The following is a 19,456-nucleotide window of genomic DNA, read 5'->3' as shown; positions in this document are numbered from 1 at the left end:
TTTGGTTATAAAAAAGCCTGATTTCACTCAGGTTTTTTAAACATAGCCCGTAAATTTGCGACTCTGGCTTGCCCTTTTTCCATTCGCTCTGCCTGAGAACTTGGCGCTTTTTTGTTTTCAAATGCCAAATCATCTTGCGGCAACTCTTGCACAAATCGACTTAACTCTGTTTCAGAGGTTTCACCAAACTGGCGGCGGATTTTTGCATATGTAAGTGTTAACTCTTGCTGCGCACGCGTAATACCAACGTAAGCGAGTCGACGCTCTTCATCTACATTGTCTTCATCAATACTAACCTGGTGAGGTAGCAACCCCTCTTCCATACCAACCATAAACACATACGGATACTCTAAACCTTTAGAGGCATGCAATGTAAGTAACTGAACAGCATCGGATTCATCTTCTTCCTCATTACGCTCTAACATATCGCGCAGTGTCAGTTTACTAACCACTTCGGCAAGCGTCATCGGCTCGTTATCAGCGTCTCCGGTTAGCATGTCTGTGATCCAACGATACAATTCAGAGACATTTTTCATTCTCATTTCGGCCGCTTTAGCACTAGGCGATGTTTCGTAAAGGTAAGCTTCGTAATTAATATTACGCACTAAATCTTTTACTGCCTCTAGCGTATCACTGCGTACCGCGTTATCTGACAATTCGACAATCCATCGAGCAAACCCAGCTAAAGCGTTAAAACCTCGCCCTTTTAATCTGTAGCCTAGGTCGTTATCAAAACAGGTAGCAAACAAACTTTGATGTTTTTCGTTGGCTAAAGTACCCAGCTTTTCAAGCGTTACTGTGCCTATTTCTCGTCGCGGCGTGTTCACTATACGTAAAAATGCGTTATCGTCATCTTGGTTCACGAGTAAGCGCAAGTACGCCATTATGTCTTTAATTTCTGAACGCGCGAAAAACGACATGCCGCCACTTATTTTATAAGGGATACGGTTGCTCATTAATGACTTTTCAAAGCCGCGTGCTTGGTGATTACCACGATACAAAATAGCGTAGTCTTTGTAGCTGGTGCGCTTCATAAATTTATGCGAAATAATTTCAGCAACTACACGCTCCGACTCATGCTCTTCATCACGACACCCAATAACTTTTATCGGCTCACCGTACCCTAACTCACTAAATAGTTTTTTTTCTATATCGTGCGGGTTGTTGGCAATGAGTATATTGGCAGATTTAAGTATTCGCTGCGCGCTTCGATAATTTTGCTCAAGCTTTATAAGCCTAAGTCCGGGGTAATCTTTACTCAATAGAACAAGGTTTTGCGGACGTGCACCACGCCATGAGTAAATCGATTGGTCATCGTCGCCCACTACAGTAAAGCGTGCTCTCTCACCCACGAGTAGCTTTACAAGCTGATACTGGCTGGTATTGGTATCTTGGTATTCATCCACCAGCAAATACTTAAAGCGTTGCTGCCAACGCTCACGAGATGTTGCGTTACTAGTAAGTAGTAATGTGGGGATCATAATCAGATCGTCAAAATCTAATGCATTATAGGCACGCAATTGGGTTTGATAACGGGCATACAGCTGTGCAAATAACGCCTTTTGCGCGTCACACGCTTCACGTATTGCTTGCTCTGGCAATACTAATTCGTTTTTCCAGCTACCAATTTCCATTTTAAGTAGCTTGAGTAAATCTTTGTCTTTTTTTAATTCATCTTCAGTGAGCTCCGACAACAGCTGGTTGGTATCTTGATCGTCAAACAGCGAAAAACCAGGTTTAAAGCCAAGTGTACTTATTTCTTTTTTTATTATTTCTAAACCCAGTGTATGAAACGTTGATACCCATAACCCTTTTGCTTCTTGCTTGCCAAGCGTTTGTAATACACGCTCACGCATCTCTTTAGCCGCTTTATTAGTAAAAGTAACCGCTGCAATATTACGTGCTTTGTATTCACATTTTTGCACTAAGTAAGCAATTTTGTTTGTAATAACGCGGGTTTTTCCAGAACCGGCACCAGCAAGTACTAGACATGGACCACTAATGTATTTTACTGCTTCATCTTGTTTTGGATTGAGTTTCATAACGACCAGAAAGATTTAAAAGACGCGCAATTTTAACGTAACCATTCCTACAGGCATAGCAATTGCCATAATTAATTACCTAAACATGATCATGTGTTAAATGAAGTGGGTATAAGGTAATATTAGTTATATTCATTTTAGGCAAGGCCGAAGGGACAATTATGATCAACCCAGCAAAACTAGAAGAAATTGCTAAGCAAATTACGAGTAATATGCCACAAGGTGTAAAAAATTTAGCAGACACGCTAGAAGGTAAAACAAAGCAAGTTTTACAAAACAAACTTGCTGAGATGGACTTTGTTAGCCGAGAAGAATTTGATATTCAAAGCCAAGTACTTATTCGTACACGCGAAAAACTAACTGAGCTAGAAGCTAAAGTCGCTATTCTTGAACAGCAACTAAACGAAAATACAAACGCAGAATAATTAATTCAACGCATAAAAAAGCAGCCTGAGCTGCTTTTTATGTGTAACAAAAATCTAGATAAATAGCTCATCAAGCACATAATATTTTTGCGCCTCTTTTTGCTCTAGGCTCACCGCTAACATTTTTAAAGCAACTTGCTTTCCTGTTATAGGTTTATAACGCTTTAAAAAACCAATTTTTGTAAGCAATGGTAAAATCACACTGCCAACTTTTTCAGCTAACCTAAAGTGATCTCGCTCACCTATTAACAACGACGGTTGAAAAATGCTTATTTTATTAAATGCTAATGGCACAACCTGTTGCTCTAGCTGCCCCTTCATTTTTAAATAAGCGCTATTGCTGTTTGCGTTAGCACCACTTGATGACACTAAACAATAATGGCTTATGCCATTGCATGCTGCAAGTTGTGCGGCGATAAATTGATAGTCAAAATCCACTTTACGCTGCGCATCTACAGAGCCCGCTTGCTTAAGCGTTGTCCCTAAGCACGAAAAAAACACATCACCTTTAAAGAAATCGCTGTATTGAGTCAACTTTTCAAAATCAATAACGTGATTAGTTAGCTTAGTATGGGAAAGTGGTAACGCTCGGCGTGTTATGGCTACAACCTGACTATACTCAGCGCAACTGAGTAATGCCGTTAAAAGCTCAGACCCAACTAAACCTGTTGCGCCAATAACAACCGCCGTTTTTGTCATTTATTTACTCACAACCTGCTTTTTTAAAAACATGTTGTATTGCACGTTTATAACTGTCCGACTCTTCTTCCGCGCACGTAACAACGGCTTCTAAATCATGTAAGTGGCCGTTTTCTAAACCATAAACCCAACCATGTATTGTTAAATCTTGGCCGCGCTCCCATGCATCTTGCACAATATTGGTACGGCATACATTGCGTACTTGTTCTATTACATTAAGCTCAATAAGGCGACTTAAGCGCTGCTCTTCGTCAATGCTGTTAAGTTGCTCTATGTGCTTTTCTTTTACATCGCCAACATGTCGAAGCCAGTTATCAATAAAACCAAACTTTGCATCACTTAGTACAGCTTGAACGCCACCGCACCCATAATGGCCAACGACCATTATGTGTTTAACTTTTAGTACTTCTACCGCATACTGCATAACAGATAAACAGTTATGATCGGTATGTACAACGACATTTGCTACATTACGGTGTACAAATAATTCTCCGGGTAATAAATCAACTATTTGGTTTGCGGGTACACGAGAGTCTGAACAACCAATCCATAAGTACTCAGGGTTTTGCTGCATAGATAAAATTTTAAAAAACTCTGGATTCGCTTCGCTTGTTCGCGCAGCCCAGTTTTTATTATTATCGAACAAATTTTTTAATTTTCTCATTGCATCTCTTATTAAGCCAAAACGACTGGTTATTGGTTGAAGGGTTAGTATTGGCAAGAATTAAAATATTCCGAGGCGTTAACTGCTTTTCACAAAAGGTTTTAATACTTACTTGATAGCCATGCTGTTGCAAATATAAAGCACGATCGAGCACAAGCCAAACCTCAATTGCTCTTCTGAACACATGTCGAACCAGTTCAACTCTGTCAGTGACCTTTTTTCGAGCCACACCCACAGATAAAAAATACTCATAATCAATATCTTGCGGTATTTTCAAGGCTTTTTTATCGCCCGCCCACTCACAAAATGATTTAAATGAACCTGAGAACACGGCCTTATTAACAGAGGGAACACTAACATAGTGTAATTCATTAGTAATTGATCTCCTGAGTGCATCAAAGCCCAGCCGCCACTCAAGTTCTGTTTTTCGTATTTTATCAACACGAGTTGCCGCGGTTACTGTTTCTTGCAAGGCTAGTTTTAAATCGCGGTGAGTTAACCTAAGCTGACTTTGCTTGGCAAGCTCGCTCATTGGTAAGTAATCATTAGGTGTGAATAAATGATAGCAACAAGGTGAAAAGCTAATTTGCTGCACGTTTGCAGCTATTGCTTTGCGCATCATAGCCTGATGTAAAGCGCCGCATGCATGAAGCGCCACAGCATGCATCTGTGTATTGAAAAGTGATGTAGTATCATCTTTTAATACATCAACTTGGCTAAATTGCATTGCCAAGCCTTGTTGCAGTGCTGCTTTTTGGCCTTGTTCGCATAATGTTGCTTGCAACTCAACACTGCTGACCTGGATAGCACCGTTAAATGCGAGCATACGACCTAAGTGCCCTTTACCCGCACACCATTCTAATACCGGTAATTTTGTGTTTGGCAACGCAGATACAAAGTCTTGGAGTTGTTCGAACTTACGCCCTTTTATGCCGTTACTAATCCAAAAAGGGTAATTATATCGGAGGGTATTTCCCTGAGGTAATTCACATAATAGCTGTAATTCATCAAGTAACTTAATGTGTGGATTAAAGAAGTCTATTAATTCATTCTGCTTGGTATCAAGCGTTGCTACTTGCTCATCTGTTAAGCTATTTAATATGCCTCGCAGTTCGGGCCAAGGGATCGCATCAAAGTCAAAAGCGGTGCACTGCCAATAGATGCTAGTACGCTTTAAAATAGAGTCAAGTGAAGTAAATTGCTCGGCTAATGTCATAACAGCTTAATTTATTGAAAGGTAGCCAATTGTATCAGTAACATTAACAGCCATTAAACGGTTATTTTTTTACTAAACATTAAGCGCAAATACAACGGTATAGAGATAACACTCACAATCATCGCTGCAATTAACATCCACGATAGTTCCATTTTTTCCGGTCGCTGATATTTATAAATAAAACTGGATTTAACCTTATCAAACTCAGTTTGGTGAATACCGTACAAGTCTGCAATTAGGCGCCATTTTGGAATAGACATATGCCCCAAGCTAGTTGTTGCAGGCATAATGTACTCTTTTAATACTTCAGCCTCATATGCTAATTCATGGAAACTTTTGTTAGGTGCGTAAAGTATTTGGGTAACCGCAATGGCCTCATCCATATTCATCATTGCGTAGCGCCACCCCTTCAGGCTGGCTTGGTAAAATTTTTCAACGGTTTCTGGGGATGTGCTTAACATTTTCCCAGTGGTATATAAGATATCTGCATAAACGTCTATACCGTAACGCTGAGGACATATTAAGCGATGTGATATACCTCTTTGAGTCATATTGTAGGGCTCTGTAGATAAATAAACTTGCATCGCATCGAGCCTGTTCTCAATCCAGGCTTGGCTTGGGTTGTCACCGTTGTATACACTAAGCAAACGCGTATTAACTCCGCTGCGAGTCAGCATAGCCATTAACTCATTGCTATCATTGTGACTCACTTTACTAATACGCTTATTTACAAAATCACGAGGGTGAAAAATATCAGAGGTGTCTTTGACCATCCAACAATAAGGTGAATATTGCAGGATAGGCGCCATTGCTACAAAAGATTGGCCGTTTATACGTTCCTGTAAAATACCAGAGTGACCTACACCAAACTCGGCGTCGCCATTAGCCACAGCACTAAACGCATCGGGCATTGTTAGATCTGCTGGGTTTATGGTTACATCAAGACCCACATCTTTATAAAATCCTTTTTCTTTGGCCATGTAGTAACCAGCAAACTGAAACTGATGCGTCCATTTTAATTGTAGAGTGACCGATTCTTGCGCCGCAATTTGGCCACAAAAACAACACAATCCAAGTATTAATCCTTTAAGTAACAACCAAGTTTCCTCAAGTTAATGACGGTATCAGTAACTATATGTAAAACAGGTGATAAAGCAAGCACCCTTGTAAGGTACTTGCTCTTTAATGGCTGTTAAACTGAAGCGAGCTTTGCGGTTTTCTCTGAAAGAGGTTGCGTCGTTAAAAACTGTGTAAAACACGGATTATGCGTTTCATCTTGCACGCTATAGCCTAAGTCATTTAGATGCTCGTTAAAAGTCTCAAATTGCTCAGGTTCAATGGCAAAACCGGCTAATACATAACCCATTGAGCCGCCTTGACTCCGATAATGAAATAACGTGATATTCCAATCGTTGCCTAACGTATCTAAAAAACGCGCTAGTGCGCCGGGGTATTCTGGAAACTCAAAACGTAACAAACGTTCATGCAGTTTTTCGGGTGCTTTACCGCCAACCATATAACGTACGTGCAATTTAGCAAGTTCATTATCTGATAAGTCGCAAAATGTGTAATCGTTTTGAGTTAGGTCCTGCTTGAGCTCATTGAGCTCCTGCTCTCCTTGGCGCAGAGCAATACCTACAAATATTTGCGCTTCACCAGGCCCTGCATAACGGTAGTTAAACTCAGTAATAGCACGGCCACCTAAAGACGCACAAAACTGTTTAAAACTGCCTTTTTCTTCTTTGATGGTAACGGCTAATAACGCTTCGTTTTTTTCACCTAGCGCAGTGCGCTCAGCGACATAACGTAAGCGATCAAAGTTTAAATTTGCGCCCGAAAGCACAGCTGCTAAATGCAAACCTTTTAAGAGCGATTGTTGGCTCCACTTTTTAAGCCCTGCCGTTGCAAGAGCGCCAGAAGGCTCTGCAATTGCACGAGTAGACACAAAAATATCTTGCATGGCGGCGCAAATTTCATCGCTAGTCACAGTGATTACTTCATCGCAAAACTTTTGTGCTAAGCGAAATGTTTCCTTGCCAATAATTTTAACCGCTACACCATCGGCAAAACTACCTACTCGGTCAAGCTCTACCGGTTCACCCGCTTCAAGTGCAGCTTGTAAACAGGCGCTCTCATCAGCTTCTACGCCAATGACTTTGATATCAGGACGAAGTGACTTTATATAAACAGCCATGCCTGCCAGTAAGCCACCGCCTCCAACGGGAATAAATACCGCATCAAGCTCATTGAGCTGCTGCATGAGTTCTCGCGCTACAGTACCTTGCCCAACAATAACGTCAGGATCGTCAAATGGTGGGACAAAAATGCCATTACGCTGCTCTGTGAGCTCAAGCGCGTGCGCTTTAGCTACATCAAACTGATGTCCATGCAATACAACCTCACCGCCTAAAGCGCGTACGGCGTTAACCTTTATTTCTGGCGTTGTAACAGGCATTACAATCGTTGCCTTATGCCCTAAATGCGAAGCGCTTAATGCAACACCCTGAGCATGGTTACCAGCCGATGCAGTAATTACAACAGACCCTTTTGGCAACTTATTTAATTTATTGTATGCGCCGCGTAATTTAAACGAATACACGGGCTGTTGATCTTCACGTTTAAGCCATACATGGTTGCCAAGTTTAGCGCTAAGGTCAGGCATTTCACTGACCTCAGTGACTTTAGCCAAGGGCTCCATATTTGCTTGAATAATTGCACGAAAATAATCGAGCTCTTGAGAAACCATAATTAGCTCAGCTCCTCCAGTTTCTCTAAGTCACGCACTGCGCCCTTATCTGCACTCGTTGCAAGTAGTGCATAGGCTTTTAATGCCGACGAAACATAACGCTCACGGTCAAGGGGCTTATACGCCTGTTTACCACGCGCTAATTGCTTTTGCTTACGCGCTTCAAGCTCTTCCTCGCTTAGTGCAAGCGTGATCTCACGCGTTGCAATATCAATAATAATTTTGTCGCCATTTTCAACGTACGCAATAGCACCACCGCTTGCCGCCTCTGGCGATACGTGGCCAATAGATAAACCAGACGTGCCGCCCGAAAAACGACCATCGGTGATCAGCGCACACTTTTCAGCTAAACCTTTTGATTTTAAGTAGCTCGTTGGGTAAAGCATTTCTTGCATACCAGGACCGCCTTTAGGGCCTTCGTAACGAATAACCACAACATCACCGGCTTTTACTTCGTCGTTTAAAATGCCTTCTACTGAATCATCTTGTGATTCGTATACCACTGCAGTGCCTTCAAAATGCAGCATTTCGTCAACTACGCCCGCGCTTTTAACAATACAGCCATCAACCGCTAAGTTACCTGAAAGTACAGCTAAGCCGCCATCTTGTCTAAATGCGTGTTCAACACTGCGGATACAACCATGTTCGCGGTCGTTATCGCCTTCATCCCAACGACACTCTTGGCTCATTGCTTTTGTAGTACGAATGCCAGCTGGCCCCGCGCGGTAAAACTTTTGTGCCGTTTCGTTTTTAGGATCTGTCGCATCCCATTTTTTAACAAGCTCACCCATAGTCATACCTGCAACGTGGTTTACCGATAAATCAACTAAACCGGCTTTGCCTAGCTCACGCACAATTGCCATCATGCCACCAGCGCGGTGAACATCTTCAATGTGGTACTGCGCTGTTGCTGGAGCTACTTTACATAAAAATGGGGTTTTACGAGATAGCTCGTCAATGTGCGACATGTCAAAATCTACGCCAGCTTCTTGTGCGGCTGCTAGTAAATGCAGTACGGTGTTAGATGAACCACCCATGGCAATATCAACAACCATAGAGTTCATAAAGGCTGTTTTGTTAGCAATAGCGCGTGGCAATACGTCTTGGTTATCTTTTTGGTAGTACTCACGGCATAAATCAACAATACGAGCACCCGCTTCTACATACAGTTGCTTACGATCTTTATGGGTTGCAAGCGTTGTACCGTTACCCGGTAGTGCAAGGCCAATAGCTTCTAATAAACAGTTCATTGAGTTTGCAGTAAACATACCTGAACACGACCCACAAGTAGGACACGCAGAGCGCTCTACTTGTTCTGAATCAGCATCACTTACTGTTTCATCAGCGCCTTTTACCATGGCATCGACTAAATCTAATTTAATATCGATGTTAGCAAGTTTCGTTTTACCCGCTTCCATTGGTCCGCCCGATACAAAAATAACCGGTATGTTTAAGCGTAGCGCTGCAAGCATCATCCCTGGGGTAATTTTGTCACAGTTAGAAATACAGATCATCGCATCGGCGCAGTGGCCGTTAACCATGTACTCAACCGAGTCGGCAATGAGATCGCGCGAAGGGAGTGAGTAAAGCATGCCCCCGTGGCCCATTGCGATACCGTCATCAATTGCAATAGTATTAAATTCTTTTGGTACACCACCCGCTTGCGTGATTGTTTCAGCCATTAACTCACTTAGCTGATTAAGGTGTACGTGCCCTGGCACAAATTGCGTAAACGAGTTAACTACAGCAATAATTGGTTTACCAAAGTCGGTGTCGGTCATGCCTGTTGCGCGCCATAATGCACGTGCGCCTGCGCGTTTACGTCCTTCAGTTGTTGTTGCACTTCTTAATTTAGCCATAGTTACCTCTGTTTTGCCGCTGTGTAAGCGGGCATTCCTCATTCTAAAAATTGGTGAGTAACAGTTATTAAATTACTCGTAAATTTGTGTTGTTAGCAATTACACAGCTTGTTGCTGTAAATTTTGTAAAGTGATTTCTTTAACGTCCACCAGCTTATTTAACTGGCTTGTTAAAAGATGGATTGGTTTATCGCTGTCTACTGTCATTGCAACATTGTAGTGGCCATCATCCATATTGAGCTGAAAATGCGTAAGATCAAAACCACGGTGACGCACTACACGTAAAAAACGCTCGACCGCTATACTTTGGCTCTTTAATGCAATAGTTAGGCTGTGTTTCATTGTGCTTTCTCCGTAATCATTTCGTCATTTGCAGCCCCTGGTGGTACAAGCGGCCATACGTTTTCTTTATCGTCTATGCAGGCATGTACTATGTACGGCCCTTTGCTGTTAACTAATGCTGTTATTGCATCATCAACTTGATTGGCATGGGTAATTGTTTGCCCAGGAATACCAAATACAGCGGCTAACTGAACAAAATCAGGGTTATCTGAAAGGTTTGTTTCAGAGTAACGTCCTTCAAAAAATAGCTCCTGCCATTGGCGAACCATACCTAAGCGTTGGTTATCTAATATTAGTATTTTTACTGGTAAATTGTTACGGCGAATAGTCGCAAGCTCTTGAATGTTCATCATGATTGAGCCATCACCCGACACCGTTATTACAAAATCGTCTGGGCGTGCTACTTGTGCGCCAATAGCCGCTGGTAAACCAAAGCCCATAGTGCCTGCGCCACCACTACTTAAATGGTTGCTCGGGTGGCTAAATTTCATGTGTTGCGCTACCCACATTTGATGCTGACCCACATCACAGCACACTACGCCTGTTTTTGGCATACGCTGGCTTAATTGGTTCAATAAATACGGGGCAAATACTTTTTCGCCTGGGTAATCGTAGCGCCACGCATGTTTTACGCTTAACTGCTTATTTATATCGCACCATGCTTTAGAGGTTACAAAGCACTCAAGTGCCGGTAATGACGTTTTTAAGTCAGCAATTAATGAGGCTTTAGCTGGTTTACGTTTACCTACTTCAGCCGCGTCAATATCTAAGTGGATTACTTTTGCTTTAGCGGCAAATTTAGCTAAGTTACCTGTTACGCGGTCATCAAAGCGAGCGCCTATACACACTAATACATCGCACTCTTGCACTGCTATATTAGCCGCTTGTGTACCGTGCATGCCTAGCATGCCTAAGTAATGTTCGTAATCTGGTAATACGCTGCCTAATGCCTTAAGTGTTGATACTGCTGGCATCTGTGTTTTATTTAAAAACTGCATTAACTCATTTTGCGCATCAGCGGCTTGTACACCGCCACCTACATACGCCACAGGTTGCTTAGCTTCACTTAATAACTGATTGGCAATGGCAACTTGGTTTAAATCAAGTTGCGGTAAGTATTCATCAGCGGCTAACCAAGGTTTAAAAGGCACTTGCGACATTTGAATATCTTTTGGAATATCAACAAGCACAGGACCTGGGCGACCACTTTGGGCTAAGTGCATGGCCTCTTGTAGTATTTCGGCTAAATCTTCTGGACGCTCTACCATGTAACTGTGTTTAGTACATGAAAGCGACATACCTAGTACATCGACTTCTTGAAATGCATCTGAGCCAATAGCGGCAGTCGGTACTTGGCCGGTAATTGCTAATAATGGCACTGAGTCCATCATTGCATCTGCAAGTGCTGTTATTAAGTTAGTAGCCCCAGGGCCTGATGTTGCTAAACATACACCTAATTTACTTGTGCTGCGGGCATAACCTACAGCAGCAAAACCAGCACCTTGCTCGTGGCGAGTGAGGTAATGCTTGACTGGCGCACCATACAGCGCATCGTAAATTGGCATAATGGCTCCACCAGGGTAGCCAAATACCTCTTTTACGCCGTGTTTGGCTAATAAGTCGATTGTGAGTTCTGCGCCTGTCATTAATAAATCCTCATTCTTCAGTGACAACCTAATTAATTTTTACCCTTAAAACTAAAAAGCCCTCCGAACTGTTAAGTGCGGAGGGCTTTTTAATGCTCAAGTTTATAGCACTACAAAGCCCTCGCGGGAATAATCACCACGATAATAATCAGGACTAGTTTAAGTGCAGTTGTAAGCATGTAATTGACACCAAATTTAAATAATCTGTTGCGAAAGTTCATCTTTCACTCTGTTATGTATTAGTACCGCGCTGAGCGGCTTAAGTCAACACCAAACTCAATTCAAAAAAAGCACGAAAAACCAAATTAAGTGGTTTTAAAATTCACTAAATACAACCATAAAGGAATTTTTATGTTTTAATTTAAAGTATAGAAATTCACTATTCTTATATTCACCATTTATGGTTTGATTAATTTTTGAGTTTTAGTAAAAATTAAATTAATTTTTTTATACAGATAGTGTTTAGACCTTCCGAATAGTTTTAATAATCACGGTTTGCGACTGTACTAAATCAAAAAACGTAAATAGAACAAATACTCCACTGAGCGCACATATTAGTACCAACATCCTCACAAAAGACGATTGATAAATACTAAATTTAGCACTGCTGTATAGGCAAATTTAGGTTAGTATTTGTGTAACTCAACAACAGGATTTGAAGGACAAACCATGAAAGCGATACCTCGTATTAGTCATTTTTTTATTATGGTGCTATTTACAGTACTTAGCTTTAATAGCTTTAATAGCTTTGCGGCACCGGCTTTATATAAAATAGAAAAAAACGGCACAACATCTTATTTATTTGGCACCGTACACGTAGGTGACGCCAGCATGAAAGGCTTACCAGCAAACGTTATCAAAGCGATTGATGAGAGCGAACACGTTATTGTAGAAGTGGATATTAGCAAACTGACTCCATTTGAGATGCAACAGCGCTCCATGCCGTTAATGATGCTTAAAAATGGCAAAACATTACAAACAGAACTATCAAAACAAAACTACAATAAGCTTAAAAATTACTTTGCAAAAAAATCGATTGATATTGCTATGTTTAGCAACTTCAAACCTTGGGCTGTAATGGTGACTATGATGCAAATTGAGTTTCAAAATGCAGGCTTTTCTGATCAAACAGGTATAGACAAGCAAGTACTTGCTTACGCTAAAGAGCACAACATAAAAATTGGTGAACTAGAAACCCTAGAGCAGCAGTTACAAATGTTTGATGGTATGGCGCTATTAAGTAACGAAATGATTGAAGAAACCTTCGAGCAGCTTAGCGATATTAATAAATACTTTATTAAGCTAGTAAACGCATGGAAAAATGGCGATATGGATACCCTTACCGAGTACTACAACATGAGTTTTGACGAGAGTAATTATGGTGAAATAAGCGAGCAAGTCATGCTAATAAACCGTAATAACAAATGGGTAGAGCAACTTGTTCCTCGCTTAAATAACGAAAAGCTATTTATTGCAGTAGGCGCGCTGCACTTACCAGAGCAGCATGGTTTAATAAAGCAGTTAAAAGATAAAGGTTTCAGTGTTACTCGACTCTAACCTCATTGTTATACCTAGGGTGATATTAATTGCCCTAAGGGTTGCTAATATTATTAGTTTAAGCTCTATTAAAAAACGTAAATCAATGCGCTAAGTTCAACAAATACTAATTAAGAAACCGATTTTGATTTGAAAAACACTGTTGATAACAAGTTGAATTTTCGTTGTTCAATTTTTCTAAATAGGCGTTTTATAGCGTAGAAGGCGACACGTTTAGCCCCACAAGATGATTAAGTACGATGGCGGATTGGTATCCCACTTACAGAAAAAATACATGTAATTTTCTCAAATAGAACCTCTCTTTGAAAAAGACCAATTGAGCGTTTTAGATTACCTATTGCAAATAATTTTTACTAAATTAACGCTGAAAATAACGCTATATAATCAATTTATTATTTAGGGTTTAAGCTACCTATTAACACTTCAGCTAACGCTTGCGTGCTGATAGGTTTAAAAACATGCCCATTTGCACCTAATTGAGTGGTAATTGCAATATCACTTTCTGATGTATTAGCGGTAACCACAATAATAGGCGTATTAGCGTCAAAAATGCGTATTTTTTTAATAGCCTCAAAGCCATCCATTATTGGCATATTTAAATCCATAAAAATGACTTGGTATTCGTTTTTAGTTGCCATCTCGCATGCGACCTTTCCGTTTTTTGCACATTCATAGCTGTAGTTAAGCTGTGAAAGAATACGGGTTAAAATGTGCATGTTTAACGGGTTATCTTCAACAACTAAACAATGCATATTTTTAGGTAACAGTGCACTAAACGAAGGTGCACTTTCATCAATCACAACGGGCATTTTCAGCGTAACGCACACCCCATTTGGTGATGTATTTTCAAACACAATATTTCCGTCAAAAGCATCAACAATATACTGCACCCTTGCAAGGCCTGTTCTTAACCCTTGAAAGTGATTATTTTGATTAGATGAATCAAAGGTTAACCCGCTGACTGGCTTGGTTAACCCTGAACCTGTATCCGTGATTGTTACTGTTAATTGCTTATTGCTAACACAAGCCTTAACAGTAACAGACCCCTCTTCAGTAAACTTTAATGCATTGCCAACTAACTCAGCTAACACTTGCTGAAAGCGTTGATGATCTAGTTTTATAGCTTGGTCAAGTGTCGAATCAAGTGCTCTAACTAAGGCAATGCCTTTTTGGTTGTAACCAAATTCATACCCTAAAAGCACTTTATTGAATGACTGAAGTAAGTTTTCATTTGACGGTTTTAATGCCCAACGGCCCAAACTAAGCGCCTGTAAATCTTGAAGTTCGTCAAGCATTGCCATTATTCTTGATGCGCAATAAGAGGCCTGTGTTTTAATCGATTTTTGGCTATTACTGACCTCTAACGAATCAATCGAGGTAACAAAACCTTGTAGGGGCGTTCTAAACTCATGACTTGCTCGAGCTATAAAGTGTTCTTTATTTTTACTCACTTGCTGCGCAAAATCTTTTTGCTGTTGATACTTTAATAACGCCTTAGTGATCTGCTTTTCCATCGGTATGAACACAAAACGTAATACACCAATAAGCAATAACATAGTTAGCAACCAAAAAAATAGCTCGGCTGAAGACACCCACGCCACTTTTTTAACGGACGCTTTTTCAAATAAGCCAACAGCTTGATCTAAATACTTTAGTAACTCTTCCATGCGCTTAACAGAAAACACATCGGGGTTTATTTTTTCCTGTTTATACAGCAGCCCTTCTACCTGTTGGATAAATTTTTGCACGCGCAAATCTAGCTCAACAGGTGGTTGTATATACAACTTTACAAGCTCAGGGCTGAGGTATTTATATTGACCATTATCGTTTTTTAACAATAAATATTGATGGTTTGCTTTAAATAGGCTGAGCGATGCATCTAAAGACTGCTGATGACTAGTACTAGGAACTTGCGAGGTTAATAACTTATCACCATGCCATGCTATTTTTTGCGACAGCATTCGCTGTTTACCAGCAATGTTAATAATGTTTGCATCATTTTTCTGTACTGAAAAAAAGTACTGCATTAGTGATACAGAAACACTAATTAATAGCGCAATAGCGATTAATGCCCACCGATTACGTAGGCGAATATTTGCGACAACTTCAAACATAGTTAGCCTAACTTTTTGGTTTAAGTGTAGTCCAATTACATCAATATCTATGCTTAATCTATAAATATAAAAAAGCCCAACTCAGAGCTGGGCTATATAAGAGGGCTTACTATCTATTTTCTAAACGGTTGTAATCGAACAAGCCATATTCAACACCACGGTATTTTTTTGCTGTAGCGTGTAAAATATCGCTGTATTGCCAAAACTGTGGATGAGAACGTCTAATTCCAAATTTAGTTTTTAAGGCTGCGTAATCAGCTTCTACTTGCATCATAGGTAACTGTTCAGCAAAAGCCTCAACTTGTTGTTCATTATTCAAATACCAAATGGAAGCTGGGTAGTCACCTATAAAACCAGGGACGATTGTTGCAGTGTCTTCGTCAAAAGCTCGTTGGCCGTCTTCATTTAATAAGCTCGAAATATTGTAATGCGCGTTATGATGAATAATCGTGTAAGCCTTATGGCTATCGTCATCTTGCTTTACTAATACAAACGATAACTGCGGTAATAAATTTACTGCTTTTGCCGGCATAGCATTAATGGCACTTAACGATTTAGGTACTTGCTTATAATCGTAGTGCTCACTTAGCACTGGACTTAGCGCCTCCTTCATTAGTGCATACAATTCTTTTTGAGGGGTGTTTGTTTTATAAGTTATTCCGCTTGGCTGACTAAACTCACGGTTATTTTTAAAAAACTCAGCAAGACTTGGTGGGGATTTACGATACCACTGGCCTTTGATTTTATCTCGTTTGTTTTCTGGTAATAATGCTAAGAAGTTTTGTTCTCCTTCTAGGCGTAAAAAATCCATATATAAACGCGTGACTAACTGGTGCCCAATATTGCCGTAAACATCAAAACCAGCAACCAGTAAATAATGAATTCGCTCGAACAAGGCATAATCTAAAATCCAAGTTGTTTTTGGCTCTTGGCCAATAAAACCTTTCACCACAGTGGCACTGTCAAAATGACGAAAAATAGTCAGTGCTGCATTTTTATTATGACCATCTCCTTTCCACAATAAATCTGTTGTTAAATGCTCACCGCCTTTAAACATCTCATTCGCTAAATTGACCTTTGCTTTTAAATATTTTTGCTCCAGAGCTGAGTATTTAACCCAATTAGCAATAGGGAACGCATTACTTTCTTCTGCGGCGGGTAATTCAAGTGCGTCTTCATGCTGCATTATCATTTGTCCAACCGCTGGGGTGGCCACTTTTTTTGGATCAGCAAAAGCAACCCAAAAGTGGTCGTTAATCACATTTAACGCTATCTGACCACGACAGACAGGCCCTTTAATAAAGCCCATAATAATCAACTCCGCTTCATCAAGCATAAACTGATATTTAGAATTAATTGGGATCACTTCAAACGTTTTAAACGGATTAGATGCAGACTCTGCCTTGTAGCTAGGCATACTTTTAACCGTATACTCTGGTGCAATGAACTGTTGGTACAAGCGCGTCAACTTTTCATCATTTAGCTTAAGAGGTAAGTGAGTTTTAGATAAAACAGTGCTGCGATCATGCAAAAATCGGTAGTAAACACGGTTAACTTTAGGGTCGTCATAAGGTCGACGTGTGCTTATTAATTTTATTTTTTCGCCTGGAGGTGTGCTCGAACGGACGAGCTTAAAAAAGTTATCAGGGGTCTTTTGATCAAAATATATGTGAGCTAAAAACCAATGCTCGTATATATAGCGAGCCGATAACTGATACTTCAAATCATCTTGGTTTAAAAATGCTTCCCAACGCTTAACCTGCTCAAGTTCAAACTCTGTTGGCGGGTCAATATGCGCCATTTTACCGCCTGCTTTGAGCCACTTCTGCAAATGATTAAATTCATCACGGGATACGCCCGGTAATCCATAAGGCATACCAGCATGAGGTTGCTCACCCGCTAATTGATCAAATTCTCCCATAGTGGCACAGGTTTGAGAGCGGCTCAGCGAAAAATCAAATTCATTATTTAATATTTCATTTGCAGGCAATTCATGGCTTTGTTTCAGTACTAAACTATTAAACAAGACGCTACCAGCTAAGTTAGCTTCCTCAGTTTGTACTCGCTCATTTAAAACAGGAGTAAAGTTCTTTTCTCGCCATTGCTCTGTGGTTGTAGCATCAAATAACAATCTACTCGGCTTTGTAGCAAGTAAACGAGTTCCGTCGTAGACAAGGTCTTTGCTTACCCCTCTATCTATTCCTTCAGGGGATGATAGCTTTAACTGACAAGGTGCATCGTAACAACCGTGGCACACAACACACCGAGTATCGAGCACCGGTTTTACATTCTGTAAAAAATTAGCCCCTTCGCCAGTAGTATGAGATACGATACGCTGCTGGGCCTGCTCAGTGCCAAATAGCTCATTGTAGTGAGCATTACCTAAGTATGCACAACCACTTAAAATAACTAATGTAACGATGCCTATGAGTTTATTCATTCGCCTTCATCACCTAAATCAAAGGTCGGCATCATATCCATTTGCGGAGATATAAATACATCTTGATCCTCAGTATTTAGTACAACACTCAATAGAGGGCCATGATTTAAAGTTATTTGCGCATGGTGTGATTGTTCTAACATATATTTGTAAGAAGGATCGGCTATTAACAGCTCATAACTTGTTATTGTAATAGCTATGCTGCTGTCCTCTGAGGGATTTTGGCAAATTTGAGCAAGTAACTCATCATCGAGCGCTACTGATATTTCAAAATCAGGCTGCTCTACATCCCTTTCACTTAAGGACTCGTTTAATAAAAATAACGGGAGCGTTAAATTGCTATCTTGTTCAAATTCCATTGTCTACTCAACATGCATAATTTATATAACTGGCATTATAACAAAATAACAAAAAATTAAACGTTAATGCCAATAACCAAAGTAGCTAAGTGCAAGACAACTCTCTCATGCACTTATCAGCATGTTGTAAACGCTTTAATCCTTCGTTTGGATCACCGAAAAAACAGCACCTTGAGGATCACAAAGAACACCAAATCGGCCAACGTCTGGTACTGTAGTAGAAGGTACACATACTTGGGCTCCCAGCTTTTTCGCCTTATTAAGGGCAGAATCACAGTCGTCAACTGCAAAGTAAATCATCCAATGAGGTGGGACATCATCAGGCCATTCGCTACTCATTTCCAGCATTCCAGCAATTGGCTTACCGTCTACCAAAAATAAAGTATATTCCATGTTGTCCATAGGTTTTACTTCGCTCTTCCAACCTAGTAAAGCACAGTAAAACTCATTACTTACTTTGCTATTTCGCGTCGCTAACTCATGCCAATAAGGCGTTGATAGCTCTGATAAACGTTTACATCCTTTATGATCTTTTCCTTGCCATAATGCAACGGTTGCTCCCCCGGGATCAGTAAACATAAGCATACGACCTGCATCCATAACATTGTGCGGACCCGCAATTATTTTAGCCCCAAGCTCTTTCGCTTTAATTGCACAATGATCTACATCATCTACAGCAATGTAAGTTAACCAACTACTTGGAACACCCTCCTGAATTTGCTCTTTTGGCATTTCGTACATAGCGGCAATGTCGTCACCCTCTTTCTGGAGCATAGTGTAAAAAATACCATCGCCAATTGGCTGATCATCATGACCCCAATCAAATAGAGAGGTATAAAAGGCTTTACCTTCTTTCCAATTATGTGTGCAAAGTTCTGACCAACAAAAAATACCCTGAGGATAATTATCCATATAAAAGCCTTTGTTATTTTTATATCAAACATACTCTTGAAATATAGTACGCAAGATTATTTTTTAATTAGCTTAGATCAATAACTGCTAAGAGTCGATGAGAGATATAAGGAACTTGCTGAAATCTAAATGATGCTATCTAAGACAGGGGCTGTATTTCTGAATACCGTCTAGGTTATTAGCTCCGTGTATTAAGAGAATTGGGCAAAATGAGGTTACTAGGGTAATACTGTATATCTAATTACGTTATTTATCAGGTAGCCATGAAGAAATAGTTGTTCAAGTATAGGGATAGTGAGTTTACTAAACCACAGACAGAAAAAAGCCATCACATTGATTTAACGAGTTTTTCTTATGTGAAGTCGGTGTGCTACTAACAACCAAAACACTCTTCACAAAGAGGCGCTACGCTTTAGAGAAGGGAATATGAATATC

The 19,456-nt window shown here is 40.3% G+C and carries 15 protein-coding genes; 2 read left to right on the top strand and 13 right to left on the bottom strand.

Features of this window, described 5'->3' with window-relative positions; genetic code table 11:
• Window positions 1-23: 23 nt before the first annotated feature.
• The gene (gene rep / locus AC27JL_RS00075; protein WP_487194496.1) at window positions 24-2,042 is read right to left on the bottom strand and encodes a DNA helicase Rep; all 2,019 of its coding nucleotides are present in this window, start codon (window positions 2,040-2,042) and stop codon (window positions 24-26) included.
• Between the two features lie 161 nt (window positions 2,043-2,203).
• Here rep and ubiK point away from each other — a divergent pair, with 161 nt between their 5' ends.
• A complete protein-coding gene (ubiK, locus tag AC27JL_RS00070) occupies window positions 2,204-2,467 on the top strand; it encodes a ubiquinone biosynthesis accessory factor UbiK (protein ID WP_006793056.1) in 264 nt (87 codons plus the stop codon).
• 54 nt (window positions 2,468-2,521) lie between these two features.
• Here ubiK and AC27JL_RS00065 read toward each other — a convergent pair whose 3' ends face one another.
• The 8 genes from AC27JL_RS00065 to ilvG all read right to left on the bottom strand — a co-directional run bounded on the left by AC27JL_RS00065 (window position 2,522) and on the right by ilvG (window position 11,639).
• Complete coding sequence (locus AC27JL_RS00065) at window positions 2,522-3,166, bottom strand: Rossmann-fold NAD(P)-binding domain-containing protein (protein WP_487194495.1); 645 nt, start codon at window positions 3,164-3,166, stop codon at window positions 2,522-2,524.
• A gap of 4 nt (window positions 3,167-3,170) precedes the next feature.
• A complete protein-coding gene (can, locus tag AC27JL_RS00060) occupies window positions 3,171-3,830 on the bottom strand; it encodes a carbonate dehydratase (protein ID WP_039036235.1) in 660 nt (219 codons plus the stop codon).
• On the bottom strand, window positions 3,802-5,046 hold the full coding sequence (locus tag AC27JL_RS00055) for a methyltransferase (RefSeq protein ID WP_487194494.1): 1,245 nt from the start codon (window positions 5,044-5,046) through the stop codon (window positions 3,802-3,804). Before AC27JL_RS00055 ends, can begins: the two co-directional genes overlap by 29 nt.
• A gap of 53 nt (window positions 5,047-5,099) precedes the next feature.
• The gene (locus AC27JL_RS00050) at window positions 5,100-6,143 is read right to left on the bottom strand and encodes an ABC transporter substrate-binding protein (protein ID WP_487194493.1); all 1,044 of its coding nucleotides are present in this window, start codon (window positions 6,141-6,143) and stop codon (window positions 5,100-5,102) included.
• Between the two features lie 95 nt (window positions 6,144-6,238).
• Complete coding sequence (gene ilvA, locus AC27JL_RS00045) at window positions 6,239-7,792, bottom strand: threonine ammonia-lyase, biosynthetic (protein ID WP_203985843.1); 1,554 nt, start codon at window positions 7,790-7,792, stop codon at window positions 6,239-6,241.
• Window positions 7,793-7,794: 2 nt separating this feature from the next.
• Window positions 7,795-9,651: a dihydroxy-acid dehydratase gene (ilvD, locus tag AC27JL_RS00040; RefSeq protein ID WP_487194492.1), complete on the bottom strand. Its 1,857-nt coding sequence runs from the start codon at window positions 9,649-9,651 to the stop codon at window positions 7,795-7,797.
• A gap of 99 nt (window positions 9,652-9,750) precedes the next feature.
• A complete protein-coding gene (ilvM, locus tag AC27JL_RS00035; protein ID WP_006793049.1) occupies window positions 9,751-9,993 on the bottom strand; it encodes an acetolactate synthase 2 small subunit in 243 nt (80 codons plus the stop codon).
• Complete coding sequence (ilvG, locus tag AC27JL_RS00030; RefSeq protein WP_487194491.1) at window positions 9,990-11,639, bottom strand: acetolactate synthase 2 catalytic subunit; 1,650 nt, start codon at window positions 11,637-11,639, stop codon at window positions 9,990-9,992. The genes ilvM and ilvG overlap by 4 nt, the downstream gene beginning before the upstream one ends.
• Window positions 11,640-12,308: 669 nt before the next feature.
• Between ilvG and AC27JL_RS00025 the strand changes: the two genes are divergently transcribed.
• Window positions 12,309-13,196: a TraB/GumN family protein gene (locus tag AC27JL_RS00025; RefSeq protein WP_487194489.1), complete on the top strand. Its 888-nt coding sequence runs from the start codon at window positions 12,309-12,311 to the stop codon at window positions 13,194-13,196.
• A 392-nt stretch (window positions 13,197-13,588) separates the two neighbouring features.
• Here AC27JL_RS00025 and AC27JL_RS00020 read toward each other — a convergent pair whose 3' ends face one another.
• From AC27JL_RS00020 to AC27JL_RS00005, 4 genes are all read right to left on the bottom strand, one after another.
• Window positions 13,589-15,310 (bottom strand): response regulator, encoded by a 1,722-nt coding sequence (locus AC27JL_RS00020; RefSeq protein ID WP_487194488.1) that lies wholly within the window; start codon window positions 15,308-15,310, stop codon window positions 13,589-13,591.
• A 109-nt stretch (window positions 15,311-15,419) separates the two neighbouring features.
• Complete coding sequence (locus AC27JL_RS00015) at window positions 15,420-17,750, bottom strand: fatty acid cis/trans isomerase (RefSeq protein WP_487194487.1); 2,331 nt, start codon at window positions 17,748-17,750, stop codon at window positions 15,420-15,422.
• Window positions 17,747-18,109, bottom strand: a complete 363-nt coding sequence (locus AC27JL_RS00010; RefSeq protein WP_487194486.1) for a hypothetical protein — start codon at window positions 18,107-18,109, stop codon at window positions 17,747-17,749. Before AC27JL_RS00010 ends, AC27JL_RS00015 begins: the two co-directional genes overlap by 4 nt.
• Window positions 18,110-18,244: 135 nt before the next feature.
• Entirely contained in the window at window positions 18,245-19,021 is a 777-nt protein-coding gene (locus tag AC27JL_RS00005) for a VOC family protein (protein ID WP_008133270.1), read from the bottom strand.
• Between the last annotated feature and the right edge of the window lie 435 nt (window positions 19,022-19,456).

This window comes from Pseudoalteromonas sp. 4NS20-0020 (assembly GCF_057554385.1).
The sequence above is the reverse complement of the archived record's forward strand: the minus strand, read 5'-3'. Positions and strand labels throughout refer to the sequence as shown.